Annotated in this window: 14 protein-coding genes; 7 read left to right on the top strand and 7 right to left on the bottom strand. The window is 54.3% G+C overall.

Annotation, left to right across the window (positions count from 1 at the left end; genetic code table 11):
* The first annotated feature begins 229 nt into the window (after positions 1-229).
* Entirely contained in the window at positions 230-1,333 is a 1,104-nt protein-coding gene (locus SH528x_RS14455; protein WP_442511221.1) for a glycosyltransferase family 4 protein, read from the top strand.
* A gap of 394 nt (positions 1,334-1,727) precedes the next feature.
* Here the strand turns inward: SH528x_RS14455 and SH528x_RS14450 are convergent, their stop codons facing one another.
* From SH528x_RS14450 to SH528x_RS14425, 6 genes are all read right to left on the bottom strand, one after another.
* Positions 1,728-2,594 carry an SHOCT domain-containing protein gene (locus tag SH528x_RS14450; protein ID WP_442511220.1) on the bottom strand — a complete coding sequence of 289 codons (867 nt, stop codon included), beginning with the start codon at positions 2,592-2,594 and terminating at the stop codon, positions 1,728-1,730.
* 118 nt (positions 2,595-2,712) lie between these two features.
* Complete coding sequence (locus SH528x_RS14445; protein ID WP_442511219.1) at positions 2,713-4,428, bottom strand: sugar phosphorylase; 1,716 nt, start codon at positions 4,426-4,428, stop codon at positions 2,713-2,715.
* 389 nt (positions 4,429-4,817) lie between these two features.
* Positions 4,818-6,062 (bottom strand): glycosyltransferase, encoded by a 1,245-nt coding sequence (locus tag SH528x_RS14440; protein ID WP_442511218.1) that lies wholly within the window; start codon positions 6,060-6,062, stop codon positions 4,818-4,820.
* A 76-nt stretch (positions 6,063-6,138) separates the two neighbouring features.
* Entirely contained in the window at positions 6,139-6,993 is an 855-nt protein-coding gene (locus tag SH528x_RS14435; protein WP_442511217.1) for an HAD family hydrolase, read from the bottom strand.
* Positions 6,994-7,607: 614 nt separating this feature from the next.
* A complete protein-coding gene (locus SH528x_RS14430) occupies positions 7,608-8,402 on the bottom strand; it encodes a GxxExxY protein (RefSeq protein WP_442511216.1) in 795 nt (264 codons plus the stop codon).
* 102 nt (positions 8,403-8,504) lie between these two features.
* Positions 8,505-8,672 carry a hypothetical protein gene (locus tag SH528x_RS14425; RefSeq protein ID WP_442511215.1) on the bottom strand — a complete coding sequence of 56 codons (168 nt, stop codon included), beginning with the start codon at positions 8,670-8,672 and terminating at the stop codon, positions 8,505-8,507.
* Between the two features lie 93 nt (positions 8,673-8,765).
* Between SH528x_RS14425 and SH528x_RS14420 the strand changes: the two genes are divergently transcribed.
* Together SH528x_RS14420 and SH528x_RS14415 are read left to right on the top strand one after the other, a co-directional pair.
* Complete coding sequence (locus SH528x_RS14420; protein ID WP_442511214.1) at positions 8,766-9,116, top strand: hypothetical protein; 351 nt, start codon at positions 8,766-8,768, stop codon at positions 9,114-9,116.
* An 8-nt stretch (positions 9,117-9,124) separates the two neighbouring features.
* Complete coding sequence (locus tag SH528x_RS14415) at positions 9,125-9,556, top strand: hypothetical protein (protein WP_442511213.1); 432 nt, start codon at positions 9,125-9,127, stop codon at positions 9,554-9,556.
* 139 nt (positions 9,557-9,695) lie between these two features.
* Here SH528x_RS14415 and SH528x_RS14410 read toward each other — a convergent pair whose 3' ends face one another.
* Complete coding sequence (locus tag SH528x_RS14410; protein ID WP_442511212.1) at positions 9,696-11,231, bottom strand: hypothetical protein; 1,536 nt, start codon at positions 11,229-11,231, stop codon at positions 9,696-9,698.
* Between the two features lie 265 nt (positions 11,232-11,496).
* Here SH528x_RS14410 and SH528x_RS14405 point away from each other — a divergent pair, with 265 nt between their 5' ends.
* The 4 genes from SH528x_RS14405 (at position 11,497) to SH528x_RS14390 (ending at position 17,789) form a co-directional block, all read left to right on the top strand.
* Positions 11,497-11,913 (top strand): hypothetical protein, encoded by a 417-nt coding sequence (locus SH528x_RS14405; RefSeq protein ID WP_442511211.1) that lies wholly within the window; start codon positions 11,497-11,499, stop codon positions 11,911-11,913.
* Positions 11,914-12,327: 414 nt separating this feature from the next.
* The gene (locus tag SH528x_RS14400; RefSeq protein ID WP_442511210.1) at positions 12,328-14,100 is read left to right on the top strand and encodes a GspE/PulE family protein; all 1,773 of its coding nucleotides are present in this window, start codon (positions 12,328-12,330) and stop codon (positions 14,098-14,100) included.
* 579 nt (positions 14,101-14,679) lie between these two features.
* Positions 14,680-15,798: a type IV pilus twitching motility protein PilT gene (locus tag SH528x_RS14395; RefSeq protein WP_442511209.1), complete on the top strand. Its 1,119-nt coding sequence runs from the start codon at positions 14,680-14,682 to the stop codon at positions 15,796-15,798.
* 272 nt (positions 15,799-16,070) lie between these two features.
* Complete coding sequence (locus SH528x_RS14390) at positions 16,071-17,789, top strand: GspE/PulE family protein (RefSeq protein ID WP_442511208.1); 1,719 nt, start codon at positions 16,071-16,073, stop codon at positions 17,787-17,789.
* The last annotated feature ends 97 nt before the right edge of the window (positions 17,790-17,886 follow it).

Raw genomic sequence — 17,886 nt, 5'->3', positions numbered from 1 at the left:
CAACTGAACATCATGGGGGCTAGGATTGTCGCGTAATTTCTGCGACTCTCGCTATCTAAATGGAAGGGCCCCCGTACGACCCTATGCTTTCGCATAATCCCTACGCTAGTCTCCCTGATTCACCCTTTCAACTGATACGTTTCTACAATTTGCTAATTCCGTCTTTTCCTGCTTCCCCCCGACGATCTGAAGAACCGACGCCCTCGCACCCCGGCTGAGTGATTAATCCGTGAAAATCGTTTGCATTATCCATTCTCTTAGTGGCGGCGGAGCCGAGCGTGTGATGGCGAGCTTGGCGTCGCAACTCTCTGCACGCAGCCACGAAGTCGTCCTGGTCACTTTCGATGATGCACGCACCGACCGTCACGAAGTCGCCGACACCGTCCGCCGAGTCCCTCTGAAGGTGATGCGTGCCAGCCGAGGGCGAATCGACAAGGCGATGAATCTGCACCGCCGGCACAAGGCGATCCGCAAAGCGATTGCGACCGAAAAACCCGATGTGGTGCTGTCGTTCTGTGACCGCACGAACCTCGATGTGCTGCTTTCGACGATCGGAATGAAGGTGCCGATCGTGGTCAGCGAACGCAGCGACCCCGCCCAACAATCGCTCGGGATGTTTTGGGAGAACATGCGGCGACGATCCTACAAACGCGCCGCTCGAGTGGTCGCGTTGACCAGCGATATCGCCAAGACGCTCGCCCCCCTCAGCCCCCGGCCGATCTCGGTGATCCCCTCGGCGATCGCGCGTCCACGACGACGTGACAACGAGCACGAAAACAAAATCATTCTCGGCGTCGGTCGGCTCGCACCCGAAAAAGGGTTTGACCGGCTGATCGAAGCTTTTGCCAAAATTGCGGACGAGGCGCCCAAGTGGTCGTTGAAGATTCTCGGCGAGGGCGCGATGCGAGAAGAATTGCAAAACCAAGCCGACGAGGCCGGAATCACCCGCCGTTTATCAATGCCAGGCTGGCTGCGTCCGATCGCACCCGAATACGAAATCGCCACCGTCTTCGTGCTGCCCAGCCGTTACGAAGGATTCCCATCGGCGTTACTCGAAGCGATGGCAACAGGATTGCCCTGCATCGCGATGAAATGCCAAAGTGGATCATGCGAGATTGTCTCGCACGACGAGAACGGACTGCTGGTCGACGACAGCGTCGATGCGCTCGCCGACGCGATGCGTCACTTGATCAAAAACGAGTCGGAACGTGTGCGACTCGGAGCCGCGGCAACCGAAGTGATCGAGCGATACGACTTTGATTCGATGGTGGATGCTTACGAGAATCTGCTGACCGAAGTCGTCCAAGCCGGCCGATCATCGCGAGACCGCTGAACGCAAACGAAGTGGAAGATGTTGAGCTTCCTAAAATGGACTCGTCGCGAAGTGACGATTTGCTTTAGTCCCGGTGAGCCGTGGGCCGTAAGGCACCGGGTATTGCGTGGAACCCGGCCGCTCACGCGCGAGCGGCACACCAAATCAACAAGCCGCTAACCCCGGCTGAGTGGTGACGGAACCGTGGCTAGCGCCAAAACGCAACGCTGTGAAGCATTTATAGAGGGCAAATTACGGCATTTGCGTTCCGTAGCTACGCTTGCCAGAGCGTGGATGGCTGCCGGCCAATACGAATCACCACCTTCTGGCGAAGGTAGCTACGAGAAAATGCTTCACAGCGTTGGCCAAAACGGCTAACTCAATCAGTCGTCACTTGAACCGGACCTACCCTTGCTTAAAGTCGGCCCAGCAGATCGCGTTTTTTCTCGGCAAACTCTTGATCGCTGATGTAGCCTTTTTCCAACAGACTGCCGAGACGCTCAAGCGTGCCGAGGATGTCTTCGCTTCCTGAGGAATTCCCTTGATTGGAATTTTGGAAGTTGGAATTCGACGGCATTTCATTGGCTGGCGGATTTGACGGCGCAACCGGCTGCTCCATGGGTGCTGGTGCGACAGGCGGAGCGACAGGCATTCCGTTGCGAGAGACGACTGGCAAGGTTGACAAATTCACCGTTCCATATTGGCTGGTAAACGTGATTGAGCTGCCGCCACCTTGTTGCTGACCAAACCCACCAATTTGATGATCGAGCGTATCGTAGACCCAAATATCGGATCCCGTCTTTACTGCCAAGCGTCGACTAAACGAAAAATAGGCGTAACGAACATGGTTCTGTGCCCCGGTCGCGTTGGGCACGCCAAGATCCTGAGGCCACCAATTCTGGTCGGGATCAGGCACGAACAAACTGTTGCTCGATCCCATTTGTCCCGAGGTTTGTGATTGCGAATCGCTGCCCCCCTGACTTTGGCTTTGAAACGAACCACGAAAAGGCGACGTTTGGTGATTCGATAATTCGTTAGCGATATCGTTGCAAATATTGTCAACACGCGACTTCAATTGATAATTGAACAAGTCGCTTACCATCGTCATCCCGCCCTGCATCCACTGTCCACAGCCACCGAATTCAGGATGGTTGAATTGAGCCATCGACCCGTTGCCGTTGTTAACCGCAATCAACATATGAGTGACGGCGTCTGCCGAAACCCCGTGACGCTGTGCTAGTCGCTGGACGATCTCGTTTCCAGCAGGTGAAAGTTGTGGCATCGTGACGCTCGTTCTTATCGCGGTGGTTGCTGCGGTCGCAATTGGACCGAGGAACTCTATTTTGGCTCGCTATTGTCACCGAGGGAAGCGTGCATCCTGAAAGAATCGCGATTGACCCTCACGTCGCCGCGAGCCATCGCACCTGAAACGGTCGCACTGGCACCGATTCGCTCGATGAGAGCGACTCCATCGCTAAGGCATCAAATACGTCCGAATCGCAGATGCCCTCTAACGAAATCTCTCGCGGTTGATCCGTCAAATTGGCAAGCACGATGACGCTATCTCCCGATTCGCTCGTCCGCACCAATCCCAGCAATCCATCACCGGGCAAATCCAACACCTTCTGGGACGCCGAGGGGTGAAATGCAGACAACGTTCGCCGTACTTCCAACAATCGCCGATATCCGTCAAAGATGCGGCGTTGCAACGAATCGGGTTCCGCAAGCAAATCTTCTAATTCGCGACGCGAATACTTATGGCGGTTAATCCGCCGATTCTCGCCTGATTGAGCCAGTCCCTGCAGGTCGTTTTGAGTGCCGACCAAAGAATGAAAATAAACCGCTGGCACTCCCTGCATCGACAACATAATCGCCTGAGTCGCCAGAAAACGGCGTGAATGCTCCGCCGCCGAGACCGTATTGGCATCCGCGACCGCATCCACCAAGGCGATATTCAATTCATAAGGACTATCACTGCCATCGGATTTCCGCCGGGTGCTGACGCGTCCTCCGTGCTTCCGCACCACGTCGGCAAGCGCCGAAACGCGATCGTCCGATACGATGCCTTCCAACGGACGAACTCCGATGCCATCGTGTGATGCGGTGAAGTTAAAGAACGTCGTCTGCGGCGACACGGGCTCGAGCGTACCGAGCCAATCACGCAGCACCGAGGTATCGCGACTGTGGATCGCATCAAGCAGCAGCGGCGGCAGGCTGAACTGATAAACCATGTGGGCTTCGTCATCGCCGCTGCCGAAATAGCTGATATTCTCGTCATGAGGCACGTTGGTCTCTGTTAAAATCAACGTTCCCGGGGCCGCCGCGTCCAGCACATGACGCAGCAATCGCACCACCGCATGCGTTTTCGGATGGTGAATGCATGGCGTACCGACCTCTTTCCAAAGATAAGCGATCGCGTCGAGTCGAATGATGCGAGCTCCTCGCTGGGCATATTGCACCAACGTCTCGGCCATCGCCAACAACACGTTGGGGTTTTCGTAGTTCAAATCGACTTGATCGCTGCTGAACGTGGTCCATACATGCTTAGTACCCGCAGCTGTTTCGAACGGAGTCAACAATGGCAAACTTCGCGGACGAACCACGCCGGAGAGATCGACGCCGGGATCTTGGTCAATAAAGAAGTTCTCGCATGCCGGTTCGCCTTGCAAAAATCCCTTGAACCACTCGTGGTGCTGCGAGCAGTGGTTTAGCACCAAGTCGAACATCAAATCAAACGGCTTGCCAAGCTCGTCAATGTCTTCCCATGTCCCGCTTTCCGGATCAACGGCGAGATAATCGATCACCGAAAATCCATCGTCACTCGAGTAGGGACAAAATGGCAACAGATGCACACACGAAAGACGCGAATCAAGTGCATGATCAAGTAGGAAGGAACGAAGCTCAGAGAGTGGGGTGTCGGCTCCGTCATGAATTTGATCCGCATAAGTGATCAGAACCACATCGCGTTCACTCCACAGCAAGGACGTCGAAGACGATGGCGAAGAGCATGACGGCTCACCAGGCCCCGATCGCATCAACCGTGCAATCCCCTCGGCAAGCACCGCAGGTACCTCGCCATAGATTTCGCGAAGTAGTGATTCGGTGGTTGCATTCATGGCAATATCCCTAAATTGTCAAAGAATTAACTCTCGTCTATCGAAGCGTTGACAGAGCGTAGGGCCGGTCCCTACCGGCCGACTCCTAAGCAAGTAGGCAGGAATCATTGGGTAAAATCTCGTTAGCCGTTTGGGCGATAGCGGGTTGTTGATTTAGTGAGCCGTGACGCGTGAGCGGCCGAGTCCCGCGAATTACCCGGTGCCTCACGGCCCACGGCTCACGACTGAGATTTGCATTCCGAATAAATCAACAACCCGCTAGCGCCAAAACGACCAATTTACTAAAAGACTCCTGCCTAACTGCTTACCCGCCACTCCTACCAGCCGCCTCTATCGAGCCGTCAAGGACGGCCGGTGGGAAACGGCACACACACTTCCCGCTCGTTTTCTTACAAATTGTCGAGCCCGGTAAAGTTGGTGACCAAGGATCGCAATTTTCTTCTTAACACGCTGTAACTAAAGAACGCCTTGCCAATTTCGTAATTGAAGTCGACCATCTCGGTACGGAATTTTTCGTCGTCAATAATCCGCCGCACTTTGTTGACGACTTCGCGAGTCAGATAGCCGTCCATCGCAATCACCCGAGCTCCCTTGGGTTCAATGTCCGCAACAAAAATGGAGTAGCGGTTGACCAACACGGGCTTACGAAAATAGAACGCTTCCAACAGCGCGTTGCCAAACCCTTCGTAGATACTTGGGTAGGTGATAAAGTCCGCTTGCGAGTAAGCATCTTCGAGCGTGTAGACTCGCTTGCCATCGGCCGAAATACGACGTTTGTCGTCGACGACCGAGTCACAAAGCCGTAGATCGACGCCATGGCTTTCCGCCATTTCCTGCAGCGCCGTCAAATACTCGTTGCCCTCATCCCCGCTGGCGTGCGAGATCACCAGCTTGCAACGCGGGTCCTTCAAGGCAGCGACGAGTGAAATCGAGTGCTCGATTCCTTTTCGCGGAACCACTCGCGTTGGCTGCAGAAACATGATGTCGTCTTCGGCCAGACCGATGTCCTTGCGGAACTTTTTGGCGTACTCATCCACCTCAGCAGGCTCGTTGTCGAAATCCAATACATTGGGAACCAGCGTCGACGAAACTCCGCGGCGGTGCGCCAGGTCTTCTTGCGCAAACGAATTGATCGTCACGTTCTGAATCGAGGAAAGGGCAGGCGGAAACGCCATCCACAACAAATCGGTCACCGCGGAAACACTAAACCGATCGCGTTCCCAATAGAAATCGTGGTGATGAGCGATCGTCGGAAATCCGGTCTCGGCAATGAAGTGCGTTAGTGCAACGCCGAGCGGAATGTTCATCGGAATGCACAAAGCGTTTTGAACAATCAGCAGGTCTAGGTTGTAGCGACGCGTGAACTCGTACAACGTTCCCTTTAAATAGTCGGCCAGTGCATAGATTCGCTGCGTTACATCCGCCGTCCGTGTCCGTGTACCAAACGCACGTCGGTTGATCCACTCGATGTCCGGATGGCCAAAGTAGGCGTGAGGCACGACCATCGACGTTTCTTCATCGCGATCACTTAGCCCCGAGTACCAATGGCTGATGTGCCGATGATCCCACAGCACCCGAGCCCACTTGGCACTTTCGAGCGACACGCCATCGGTTCCCGAAAATCGCGTTCCCACGAATCCAATCCGAACACCCATTTGCGATTGCAACTTTCTTTTTTGGAACGAAAAATGTGCAGCGTCTTCTCGCAGCCTATCCGACGGCAATGCACTCTCGCAATTGCAACAAGTCGGTCAAAATCAAATCCGGTTTTAACTGCGAACAACGAGGATTTGATTCGCGACTTCGACAACTTCGCTTGTCTCCGGCAAACCACGCCGTTTTCAGTCTAGCTTGCTTTGCCGCGTAAACGTCGTTCAACATGTCGTTGCCGACATACAAGGCTTGTTGCGGCTGAATCGACGCCCGTCGCAATCCGGCAACCAACACGTCAAACAAAAGCGGATCGGGCTTGGCATGCAGAAAACGATTCGAAAAGACACACAGATTGAGATCGAAGCCGGCATCGGCTAACGAACCGCCCACCAAATCTTCGACAAGACTTGGTGTAAAGACCTGAGCGTTACTGACAATGCCCAGTCGCAATGGTTGCTGGTTCAACCAAGCCAGCAACTCGGCAGCACCCGGCATCGGCCACGTTGGGTTCGAGATGGCTTCGTGCTGCGCCGCCATACGAACCACGGCCGACGTGCTTTGCAAAACATCGGCTTCACCACAATCACGAAGCGTTTTTCGCCAAGCGTCGACGATATTGATCTCGGGCTTGATGCAACCCGCGTCTTGACGCTGCGTGTTCGAAGCTTGAATTACTTCGTGCAGTCGGGTGATCCGGCGCGACAGGTCGCCTTGTTTGGATTCGATGAATTCAGTCGCCGGATCGGACGCGACACTCGATCCCACATCACCGCTGCCGCTGATGACCAAGGTGCCGTAGATGTCAAAAATGACAGCCCCCACGTCAGGTAGCGGTTTCAGTTCACAAGCAACCGAGGTCGCGATCGGCTCCATCGGTTGACGAAGCTTCAGTACAGCGTCGATCATTGACATTGAAACGGTCTTCCAAACAACCACGAAGAGTTTACTGCGTTAAGGGCCTCACGGTAATCATTCTGTTCGCAATGGAAAGAATGACCGTGATCGCGAAACCTCGTTTTGACAATCGCCCGCTCTTACAATTGTCGTTACCAACTCAATTCCACCCGTATCAGCGACAAACTACCATAGATCACTAAAAGCTGCGACGCATGGTGCGTGGCCCCGTACAGATGGCGTCGGGGTGAGTGGAATTTGCCGCTTAGGCGTCAGCCTGGGTTGCTAGAATTTTGATGTTCCCACTGGATTTGAGGACGTTTTTTTCCGGCGAACTCCGCAGTCACCTCGCCCCAAACGAAGGAGACTGCGGATTTAGTACGACTTTCTCGCTCTTGCGTTAACCGATTGGGTGTTAGCAAATTATTGATCTGGTTACCCGAATTCGCAAGCGAGGAAGTAATTGGGCAAGGCTGATCCATCGCTTCGCAATAAGCAAGATATTGCCGGCTCAATTTGCACGACGTCACATCGTTCCAATACGGTGGTCGATTATTAGTGTGATTCGCAGGGCCGACTACACCAAGGAGGAATTTTTTGGTAGGAAGATGGAGGTAGGAAGATAAGACGGCTCAACGATGACCAGGGATCGTGGTGAATGTTACCTGGTGGTGGGCGATGTTGATCCAATGGATCGCACGCAAAGGGCTGAAATGGATGAGTCGTGCAAGTTGAGTTCGATATGCTGACGTATCGCGGTTCATAGCGGTTATTTTGAATGCAGTATTGGGCGCGGCCAGATGATAACGCTGTCTTCCGAGAAAATCGCCGTTTCGATTGACTGGAAGCATTGCTTCGACAACCTCAACTCCTCCAAGCCGGGACACGACTGCTTCTTGATATAGCGATAAGGTGAGCGATGTCCCCCAGTCGCGAAGTAGGCTAACGACGATATCTCGAAATCGATTGTCTCCATCGAATTCAACGTCATTGACTTTGAATGAACGACGCTGCTCCGAATCGAGCGGCGCGTTGACAAATTGAGACTCGACATTTACAGAACGAAAATTAATCAGTTTCCCACGCGGTAAATCGAGCAGGTGTAGGTAAGTCAGCAATTGTCCAATGTGAGCGTCAGTGATTGCTTTGACGACCTTTAATTCGTAGACGGCGTGTTCAGCAACAATCAGGTCGAGGAGGAGCGTTTTGCGGTACTCGCGATGCACAAGTTGTAGCTCAACCTCGCGGCTCACCATAATCCCCGCTGACCGTAGCCTGGCAGCTAGATCCGCTTGGTAGATTCGCTCATCCGCCAATCGTCCCAACTTGTTCTGTGAGTTAAATGCGTGCTGCATCACTCGGTAATCGAGATCCCGAAGCTCGTCGGTTGTAAGCTTGCCAATGGAAATGCTGCAGCTAACGGGCATCACACCGGCCTTTCGTAAGTCATCATCTTCTTACCTCCATTTTCCTACCAAACCTGCGGCACCAACCTCCGCATTGACATAACTTAACACGATCGAACAGCCCTAGCGATTCAGCTTTCGTCCGATGCTGGTTTTCCAACACAGTTTTGCCGCAAGGCTGCGGCTTCGTCGATGGTGAATTTTTCGGTTGGCAACGTCAATCGCTTCGGTAACGCGATCCGGTTGGTCACGCCGCGGACGCCTCTTTTGGTTGGCAACACTCTTTGGCATTGGTAGACTTTATCGGCTTGCCACGTTCTCACGCTTCGGTCACCCACTACGTCGGCAAAACCTTCCAACGGGCGTCACCATCGAATGGCGATCATGCAATTCCTCGTTGACTCTGTGATTGCCCCCGACCAAATTGCTGGCCGCAATGATGCGATCGACATTCCGGTAGGCACCACTTTTACTCGCATCACCAAGTCTCGCGTCGATGGCGACCTGATGCACCTGCAAACCACTGAACTCGGCGACGTTGCCACTGTGGCGATACGACTTGTCGGGGTCGAACTCTATCGGAAACGCATTGACTTTGTTCCGGGCGGATACACTGCGATCTTATTCGTCGATGGCGACGGTATCGACGCTCTGACATCTCTGCTTGACGCGATTGCAGATCGTGAATATTTCTGGCTCGTTGCCGATGCCGCGATCAACTTTCCATCTCCCTGAAGACTCCGATGCGCATCCTACTGATCGTCCACGCCGTACTCTTACTGCTTGCATCAACCGCCTTCACCATTGTTTCGGCGTTGTTCGGCGGTACATCGATTCAATGGTGCTACTATCGCTACTCGTTCCGCTCCGGGTTTGGGACTCGGTACGTCTCGGACTACTCATTGCCGGTGGTTGCCACATACCTGCTTGCATTCGCGTTTGGGATTGTTGGTTTTGCGATGGCGTTTCGTGATGGCCGGCGGGTCACTGGATTCGTGGGTGTTATTCTATCCGCAGTAGGCTTCATTTCGTTTGCTATCGAGTCTTCGCATTGGCTAGTCGACCACCACCGATCTTGGATTGTATTCGTGCCGGCAGCAATGCTGGCGTTGGTCGTGATCGCGTGCATTCCAGAACGCAGGATGACGCCAGAATCGAAACCGAGTCCGAGCTAGGCCCGACGGGCAAGCCTGAAGCTTCGTGGTCTGTCCAACGGATGTTCGCGAGAGAAGACTTTTGGCCACCGTTGCCCCCAACCAACACTCTTGGCGAGTTTCGCTACGAAAGCCTTGCACACGATGACAGGCTGGAAGCCTATCCCACAGTTTGCAACCATTCCGTTCGGCAGGGATAGAATGGCCGCGATCGCGACACCTCGTTTTGGCAATCGCCTGCTCTTGCAACCGTCGTGATTGACTCGGTTCCGGTATCAGCCAATAAACTTGAGTAGATCGCTAATAACTGCGACGCTTGGTGCTCGGCCCCATACAAACGAGCGATCACGTTTTGATTTTGCTGGATAACTGTCTTATCCGGAAGTGACCCCACTCCGTCGATCACGCTGGCGCATGCCTCGCGAACTTCGTTTCGAAACGCATGGTCGTCACGTAGGCGGCGAAGTACGGCGACTTGTCGCTGCGGAACCAACGATGCAAAGTCGATCGTGCTTTCCGAGACATCGAATGAGGGGGCATCGGGGCGAAACGTTTTTGGCAGCGACGACCAAGCTTGCTCAAACGCTTGCTTCGTTTCCTGGACTGCGGCGGCCAACCAAGTTTGCGTCCCCGGAATCGGCAACCTCTCATACTGATTCGGCAACTGGATTCCGTTGGCAAGAAAATCGCCTGTCACCGACGGCAAATCGCGTGCGATCACCGGACGTCCCGCCAGCCATGGCTCGAGCATCGCCATTCCAAAGCCCTCCGCAACACTGGTGGAAACAACAAAATCAGAGGCGGCGAGATTGGTCAGAAAGGGAACGCCGTCGGCAGCATCAAACACGACACGCGGCGCGACTTCCGCTGCGATCGATTTCCATCGCAAGTACGAACGCCGCTCGACGGGCGTTTCGGGACACAACGTGATCCCGGCGAAAACAGACTCCTCAATCAGTTGGCTGAATAACAAAAACTCGCCGACGTTCTTACGACGAATGCCTCGCACCGGATACAGACACCACCGCGCGTCGGCAGGCAAACCGAATGTACGGCGAACATGATCGAGCGATTCCTCGTGATCGGGCACTTCGTCCGGCAAACGAATTGAGTTCGGCACACAGTGCACGCGGTCCGCCGGCACGCCGATCCGCCGCAGCACCTCGGCGTCACCTCCCGTCAACGTACCGTAGTGGATCGTTGACGAAATCGGATACAGATACCGGTCCAAGTCCGCAGGCGACTGGGCAGCGATCGCATCGATCAACCGGCGGTAATTTTCGGGACGATTGTCTTCAGCAAAATCATGGATCTGCAAAAATTGACGCCAACCACTCGCGGACAATCGAGCAATCGTGGCGGGCAGCGCCGTGTTCTTGCCCAAACTGTGGTTGTGCCAATGCAGCACCGTATCGTCGGCCGCGATCCCGTGCTCTGCCAAGCGTTTCCGCAATTCTACCGCAATCGACTCGGCTCGCGAATCGGCAGTGCCCTTGGCGAGCGAAGGCGAATCGTAGTCCAGTGCATCCAACGCGAGATGCTGGACGTTCGGAATTCGCAGCCCCGAAACCCGAGAGCTCGAGACGAGCAGGATTCGGTGAGCCGACGCGTCGCTTGTGATCGCATGCACGTGGTTCTCGATCACTTGCGTCACCCCGCCGGATTGCAAATGGCAATGCAAGATTACGATATTCATCGAGCGGGCTTCCGATGCTGGGTTCCGGAGGGGGTCACGTTCACACAGTTCACCGGTTTAATTCGACTTTCGTTCTAATGTAGAACAATTGTCCCCAATTGTTCATCCAGCACAGCTGGCACAATGCACGAAACAGTTGAGACAACTGTTCTACATTGCAAAGGAAAAAGGGGTGTCTGTGGCAATCGCCTCGCATCACCACTAGAATGATCCGATGATGTTCGGCGAGAACAGAACCACGGTAAAGCTAAAAAGGCGACGAGCAGTGAGTTTAGATTCAGACAATTTATCACAATCACCGTATTCGCCACCCCAGCGACATGGATCGCAGCCTCATTCGAGCGACATGGTCGTGGGCAAAAAACACTCTGGTTTCGGGATCGCATCGTTCATCATGTCGATTCTTGTCGGCATCGGTGCCTTCAGCGTGATCTTGGTCGCCGGATTCGTCGAAGCATCGAACCCCGAAGGCATCAATGAAGAATCTCCGATTGCGATCATTGTTGGCCTGTGCGTTTTCGGCGTCATCGGACTGAATATCTTGGGTATCGGACTTGGGGTGGCCGGCCTGTGCCAATCCAATCGCTCGCGAGTCTTCGCGATTCTCGGACTCGTCTTTAACGGATTGGTGATCATGGGCATCATCGGAATCATGGCGCTCGGAGTCGCTATGGGTGGCTAGTGCTCTGGCAGATCTAAGTACGAGGGAGGTCGTAGCGGAAGTCGTCAAGACTTTCGGTACAAAATGTGGGATAGGCTTCCAGCCTGTCATCGCAGCAAAGGCTTCCCGTAGCGAAACTCGCCAAGAGTTTCGGGGGCCAAGGGTGGACGAAAGTCTTCGCGACTTTCGCTACCGGGGATATTGCTCTTGATGACAGGCTGGAAGCCTATCCCACACGAAACTCTTGGCGAGTTTCGGTACGAGCATGCGAGGATTCGTTAATTAGAAACTTCGCCACTGCTTCCGCCAACTTCATAATGCTTTCCTGGTGCGGTCCTGGTATCCTATAGTTAACGGAGCCAATGACTTACGCTCCGCTGCCAAACACTCATCTTGATCGATTGTCGATCCCCTCACGTGTAAGAGATATCTGTCATGAGCCAAGCCACTCGCGAATTCACCGATTTGCTCCTTAAGAAAGGCATCATCAGCCTTGATCAACTCACCGAAGCCGAGGGGGTTGCCCAGACCACAAAGGCGGATGTCGGCGACGTGCTTGTCCAGATGGAGTATGCAACGCCCGAAGAAGTGGCACTCGCGCTCGCTGAATTCCACAAAATCCCCTTCGTTGACCTTCGCGAAGAACGTATCTCGGAATCGGTGATCGAATTGATTCCCGAATCAGTCGCTCGCGAAAACACCATCTTGCCCTTCAGCAGCGACGAAGATGGAACGCTGCGAATTCTGATCTCCGACCCCTTCGATTTTGCTACGGTCGAAAAACTGCGATTCATCCTGAACCGCAAGATCGAAACGGCATTGTCCCCCAAATCGGCGATCCTCGGGGCGATCAACCAATATTACGGTCAGGTCGAAGGTGAATCGGCTGACTCGATGCTGCAAGAATTCACCGATACGGCGATCGACTTTACCGAAACCAGCGACGACAGCGGTGGGGGCGGTGGCGGCGGGGACGAGACCATCGATGACACAAGCGCCCCCGTCATCCGGCTGGTCAACCTGATGATCCAAGAAGCGGTCCAGCTGCGGGCCAGCGATATCCATGTCGAACCCTTCGAACATCGGGTCCGAATCCGTTATCGAATTGACGGCGTTTTGGTCGAACGTGAAAACGTTCCTCGCCGAATGCTAGCTGCCGTGATCGCCCGTATCAAAATTCTGTCGAAGATCGATATTTCGGAAAAGCGAAGACCCACGGACGGACGGATCAAGATCACGGTGGGTGACAAACAGCTCGATTTGCGGGTCAGTATCATCCCCACCAACCATGGCCAATCCTGCGTCATGCGACTGTTGGACAAAGACAACATTAAGGTCGGTGTCCGCCAGCTCGGTTTGTCGGAGCGTGACTTCCGCAATTTCAACTCGCTGATCCGCCGCCCCAACGGCATCATCCTGGTGACCGGCCCGACGGGGTCCGGAAAGACGACTACTCTCTACGCGTCACTCAATGCTCTGAACCGACCTGACCGCAAAGTGATCACCGCCGAAGACCCCGTCGAGTACTACTTGCCGGGCATCAACCAAGTCGAAGTGAAACACAATATCGGGCTCGACTTTGCTCGCATTATCCGCGCGATGCTTCGCCAGGCCCCCAACATCATTCTGGTGGGGGAGATGCGGGATCATGAGACTGCGGCGACTGGAATCGAGGCCAGCCTTACTGGACACCTGGTCTTCAGTACCCTCCATACGAACGATGCGCCCAGTGCGATATCACGAATGGTGGACATCGGTGTACCAGGCTATATGGTGGCGAGTAGTGTGATCGCGGTCCTGGCCCAGCGGTTGGTGCGGACCATTTGCCCCCGCTGCAAAGTGCGTTACCAACCCACCGAAAGCGTGATCGCCGATTCGATGCTGCCGCCCGAAATGATCAAGCAGGCCGAGTTCACCAAAGGCAAGGGATGTTCGTTCTGTGGACGCACCGGATACCGAGGTCGAATCGGTATCTACGAACTGATGTTAGTGAACTCGAAACTGCGCGAATTGATGTTCAAAGGTGCTAGCACTTTGGAACTGCGTAACGCAGCCATAAGAAACGGTATGTCAACACTTTACGCCGATGGGATGCTAAAAGTGATCCGCGGTGTGACGACGTTTGAAGAGGTCAATCGGGTCGCCAAACGAACCGAACTCGAAGACGTTGCACTGGCCCATATCACCAAGGATTTGGCGTCTCTATAACCTCGCTTTTAATGCTCGCATTTCAGTACTAGCAAGACGCGTGCTGCCTTCATTTTGACGCCGTCGCGCCAATCGATGGTATATCCGGGGCGACCGCGAAAACCCCACCTCCATCCACATCATGGGCGGCATGCAAACCCGTCCACGGCGATTGTGGTTGTCGTGGTCGGCGGCGATTCTTCCAAGTTGCGTAATTGCTGTCACCGCCGTCAAAACAGGCGAATTCTTTGAATGCGAGCAATAACGTGTGATAATGGAGCTACCGCCGCAATTATTCTTTCCTTCGCGGCTGCTTATCGATCGAACTTTTTTCGCAAATCCAAAAACGGAAAGTCAACGACTTTGTTAGTGGCACGACGCCTCCCACCGGTTTCTCAATCAAGACGACATGAAAGACCGGAGAGCGTTTGCCCAATCGCTAACGCTTTTACCTAATCGCTAACGAAGACCAGCCATTCGCTGCAGAAGCAAATGGCATTTGGCTAACGCTACCGCAACCTGCTCTACCCGATCGGGTTACCGGAAACCGAACCGTTTTTCGACTCTCTATCAACCCTTAACCCATTAGACGTTCGTTCCATGGCCACGGTGCTCATTGACAAGCTGCTACAGGCAGCAATCAAGCAAGGTGTCAGCGACATTCACATTGTCGTTGGCCAACCCCCCGTGTTCCGGCTGCATGGACGGATGCGAAAACTGGATACCAAGACACTCGACGCGGCGGACGCAGTGGGTTTGATGAAGAGCATCACTCCCGAGCGTTGTCAGCGTGAATTGCAAGAGTCGGGCAGTGCCGACTTCGGGTTCGCGTTTGGCGATCAGGCCCGTTTCCGTGTTTCGGTGTTCAAGCAACGCGGTTTCATTTCGATGGTACTGCGACAAATTCCCAACGACAAACTGACGCCCGAGCAGCTCGGACTGCCCGAGTCGGTGGTCAAGATGGTCCATCGCCCTCGTGGATTGTTCTTGGTGACCGGGCCAACGGGATCAGGAAAAAGTACAACGCTGGCGAGTTTGATCAACTTGCTAAACGAGACCGTTGACCATCACATCATCACGATCGAAGACCCGATCGAGTTTTATCACGACCATAAAGAGAGCACGATCAACCAACGCGAAGTCGGCGTGGACGTGCCAAGTTTCTCCGAAGCGATCCGGCGTGCGTTGCGGCAAGACCCGGACGTCATCCTGGTGGGTGAGCTTCGTGACTTGGAAACCATCGAAGCGGCGATCAGTGCGGCGGAAACGGGCCACGTGGTCTTTGGAACGTTGCATACCAACAGTGCTCAGGGCACGGTCAACCGAATCATTGACGCGTTCCCAGGAAACCTGCAGGACCAGATCCGAACCCAATTGGCCAGTACGCTGATCGGCGTGGTCGCGCAAACGCTGCTACCGAAAATCGGCGGCGGACGTGTGGCGGCTTACGAGATTTTGGTGGTCACACCCGGGATCGCGAACCTGATTCGAGAAAACAAAACATTCCGTATTAACAGTGCGATGCAAACCGGAGCCAAATTCGGAATGCAATTGATGGACGATACGCTTTTCGACTTATGGCGAGACGATTTGATCACGGTAGAGGATGCACTCGGTAAAGCGCATCGACCCGATGACCTGGCAAAACGAATCGTCCAATTCCGACACGGCGATGGGGACGCCCCCATTCCAATCTCGGAAGACAACGGAAAACATTAAGCAGTAGTAGTAGGGCCGGTTCCTACCGGCCAAAGTGGGATAGGCTTCTAGCCTGTCATGCAATCAAGCAGTAGGGCCGGTTCCCACCGGCCAATTCACTTGCGATGCGTGGCCGGTAGGAACCGGCCCTACCGAAAAAAAGAGATCCTCCGACCGAAACTCTTGACGAGTTTCGCGACGAGCAAATGGCTAATGGACGACAATGCCGCATGACAGGCTGGAAGCCTATACCACACTTTTAAACTTCATCCTTTCAACTTCGAACCATTACCATGGCCGCACGTCGAATCGGACAAATCCTTGTTGACCTCGGGTTTATGACCGACGAACAACTCGAAATTGTGCTCGAAGAACAAGAGCAACAACCGGGTGCACTGTTCGGTAAGATCGCCGAAGACATGCAATTGATCACCGACGAGCAGCTGATCCAAGCGCTCGCCGAGCAGATGTCGATGCAGACGGTCTCGCTCGAGGACGCTGAGATCCCAGCCGAGGTGCGTGACAAGATCACCGAGACGATGGCCCAGTTGTACCGGATCGTGCCGATTCGATTCGACGAGGAAGCGAACTGTTTGACCGTTGCGACCTGCGACCCGCAGAACCTGACGATCCAAGACGAACTGCGAACGTTCTTGGGTTACGACATCGCAATGGTCGTGACGACCGAACGCGAAGTCCTGCAATACATCACCAAGCACTTTGACTCGGAATCCGAGAGCGTCGAGAAACTGGTCGCCGAGCTGGCGGACGACGAAGAGCTCAAGAAGATGGTTTCCGCGCTGGAGACCGAAAAGTTCAACATCACCGACGCGGAAGCACTCGCCGATTCCGCACCGGTACGAAAACTTCTGAATATGGTTTTGTTGTTGGCGATCAAGGATCACGCCAGCGATATTCATTTTGAACCGTTTGAAGATGAATTCCGGATTCGAATCAAATCCGAAGGCGTGCTCTACGAAATGGTGCCGCCGCCTCGCCACTTGGCGTTTGCGATCACGACGCGGATCAAGGTCATGGCCAGTTTGGACATTGCCGAACGCCGGATGCCGCAAGACGGACGAATCGAATTGATGGTCGGGGGTCACCCGGTCGACCTTCGCGTCAGCGTGTTGCCGACGATCTTTGGCGAAAGCGTCGTCATGCGGGTACTGGACCGCAGCGTTGTGAACCTCAGTCTCGAAAACGTCGGGATGGATGCGGTCACGATGAAGGCGTTTCGCAAAGCGATCGATCGCCCCAACGGTATTATCTTGGTGACGGGCCCGACGGGTTCCGGAAAAACGACGACGTTGTACTCCGCACTGTCGGAGATGAACGACGTCAAAGACAAATTAATGACGACCGAAGACCCGATCGAATACGACATCGAAGGGATCATTCAAATCCCGATCGACAATGACGTCGGGGTTACATTCGCAGGCTGTTTGCGAGCGATTTTGCGGCAAGACCCCGACACGATCCTGGTCGGCGAAGTCCGTGACTTAGAAACCGCCGAGATCGCGATCCAAGCGGCACTGACGGGTCACTTGGTGTTTAGCACGCTACACACGAACTCGGCCGCAGCGACGGTCACTCGGCTAAAGGACATGGGCATCCAAGCGTTCATGATCTGTGCAACCGTCGAAGCCATTTTGGCTCAGCGATTGGTTCGCCGAATCTGTACCAAGTGCCGCGAAGAAACCAAGGTCAGCAGCAGTCTGCTATTTGACCTTGGCATGGACCGGGAATCAGTCAAAGGCAAAAAGTTCTTCAAGGGAACGGGCTGCGACAACTGTAACAACACCGGCTACAAGGGCCGGATCGCGATGTTCGAGCTGATGTTGATGAACGATGCCATTCGCGAACTTGTGATGAGCAACGCGTCGACCGACGACATCCGCGACAAGGCTCAGAGCGACGGAATGATCACGTTGCGAGAATTTGGAATGTCATTAGTCATGGACGGGATCACCACGCTCGACGAAGTGGTCCGAGAAACCGTCGAAGAGTAGACGAGTAAACGAACAACGGCGGCAAGCCTGCGCCACCCAACGTCTTGGCGACTTTCGCTACGACATGCAACTTAATTTCACCCTTAAAACCTCCAAC

The sequence above is a fragment of the Novipirellula methanifontis genome (assembly GCF_052161655.1).
Classification (GTDB): Bacteria; Planctomycetota; Planctomycetia; order Pirellulales; family Pirellulaceae; genus Novipirellula.
The sequence above is the reverse complement of the archived record's forward strand: the minus strand, read 5'-3'. Positions and strand labels throughout refer to the sequence as shown.

What these genes read in the sequence shown, in the direction of transcription:
- SH528x_RS14450 (WP_442511220.1), bottom strand. Translation starts at nt 2,594, where the DNA reads ATGCCACAACTTTCACCTGCTGGAAACGAGATCGTCCAGCGACTAGCA.
- SH528x_RS14445 (WP_442511219.1), bottom strand. Translation starts at nt 4,428, where the DNA reads ATGAATGCAACCACCGAATCACTACTTCGCGAAATCTATGGCGAGGTA.
- SH528x_RS14435 (WP_442511217.1), bottom strand. Translation starts at nt 6,993, where the DNA reads ATGTCAATGATCGACGCTGTACTGAAGCTTCGTCAACCGATGGAGCCG.
- SH528x_RS14430 (WP_442511216.1), bottom strand. Translation starts at nt 8,402, where the DNA reads ATGCCCGTTAGCTGCAGCATTTCCATTGGCAAGCTTACAACCGACGAG.
- SH528x_RS14425 (WP_442511215.1), bottom strand. Translation starts at nt 8,672, where the DNA reads ATGCCAAAGAGTGTTGCCAACCAAAAGAGGCGTCCGCGGCGTGACCAA.
- SH528x_RS14420 (WP_442511214.1), top strand. Translation starts at nt 8,766, where the DNA reads ATGCAATTCCTCGTTGACTCTGTGATTGCCCCCGACCAAATTGCTGGC.
- SH528x_RS14415 (WP_442511213.1), top strand. Translation starts at nt 9,125, where the DNA reads ATGCGCATCCTACTGATCGTCCACGCCGTACTCTTACTGCTTGCATCA.
- SH528x_RS14410 (WP_442511212.1), bottom strand. Translation starts at nt 11,231, where the DNA reads ATGAATATCGTAATCTTGCATTGCCATTTGCAATCCGGCGGGGTGACG.
- SH528x_RS14400 (WP_442511210.1), top strand. Translation starts at nt 12,328, where the DNA reads ATGAGCCAAGCCACTCGCGAATTCACCGATTTGCTCCTTAAGAAAGGC.
- SH528x_RS14395 (WP_442511209.1), top strand. Translation starts at nt 14,680, where the DNA reads ATGGCCACGGTGCTCATTGACAAGCTGCTACAGGCAGCAATCAAGCAA.
- SH528x_RS14390 (WP_442511208.1), top strand. Translation starts at nt 16,071, where the DNA reads ATGGCCGCACGTCGAATCGGACAAATCCTTGTTGACCTCGGGTTTATG.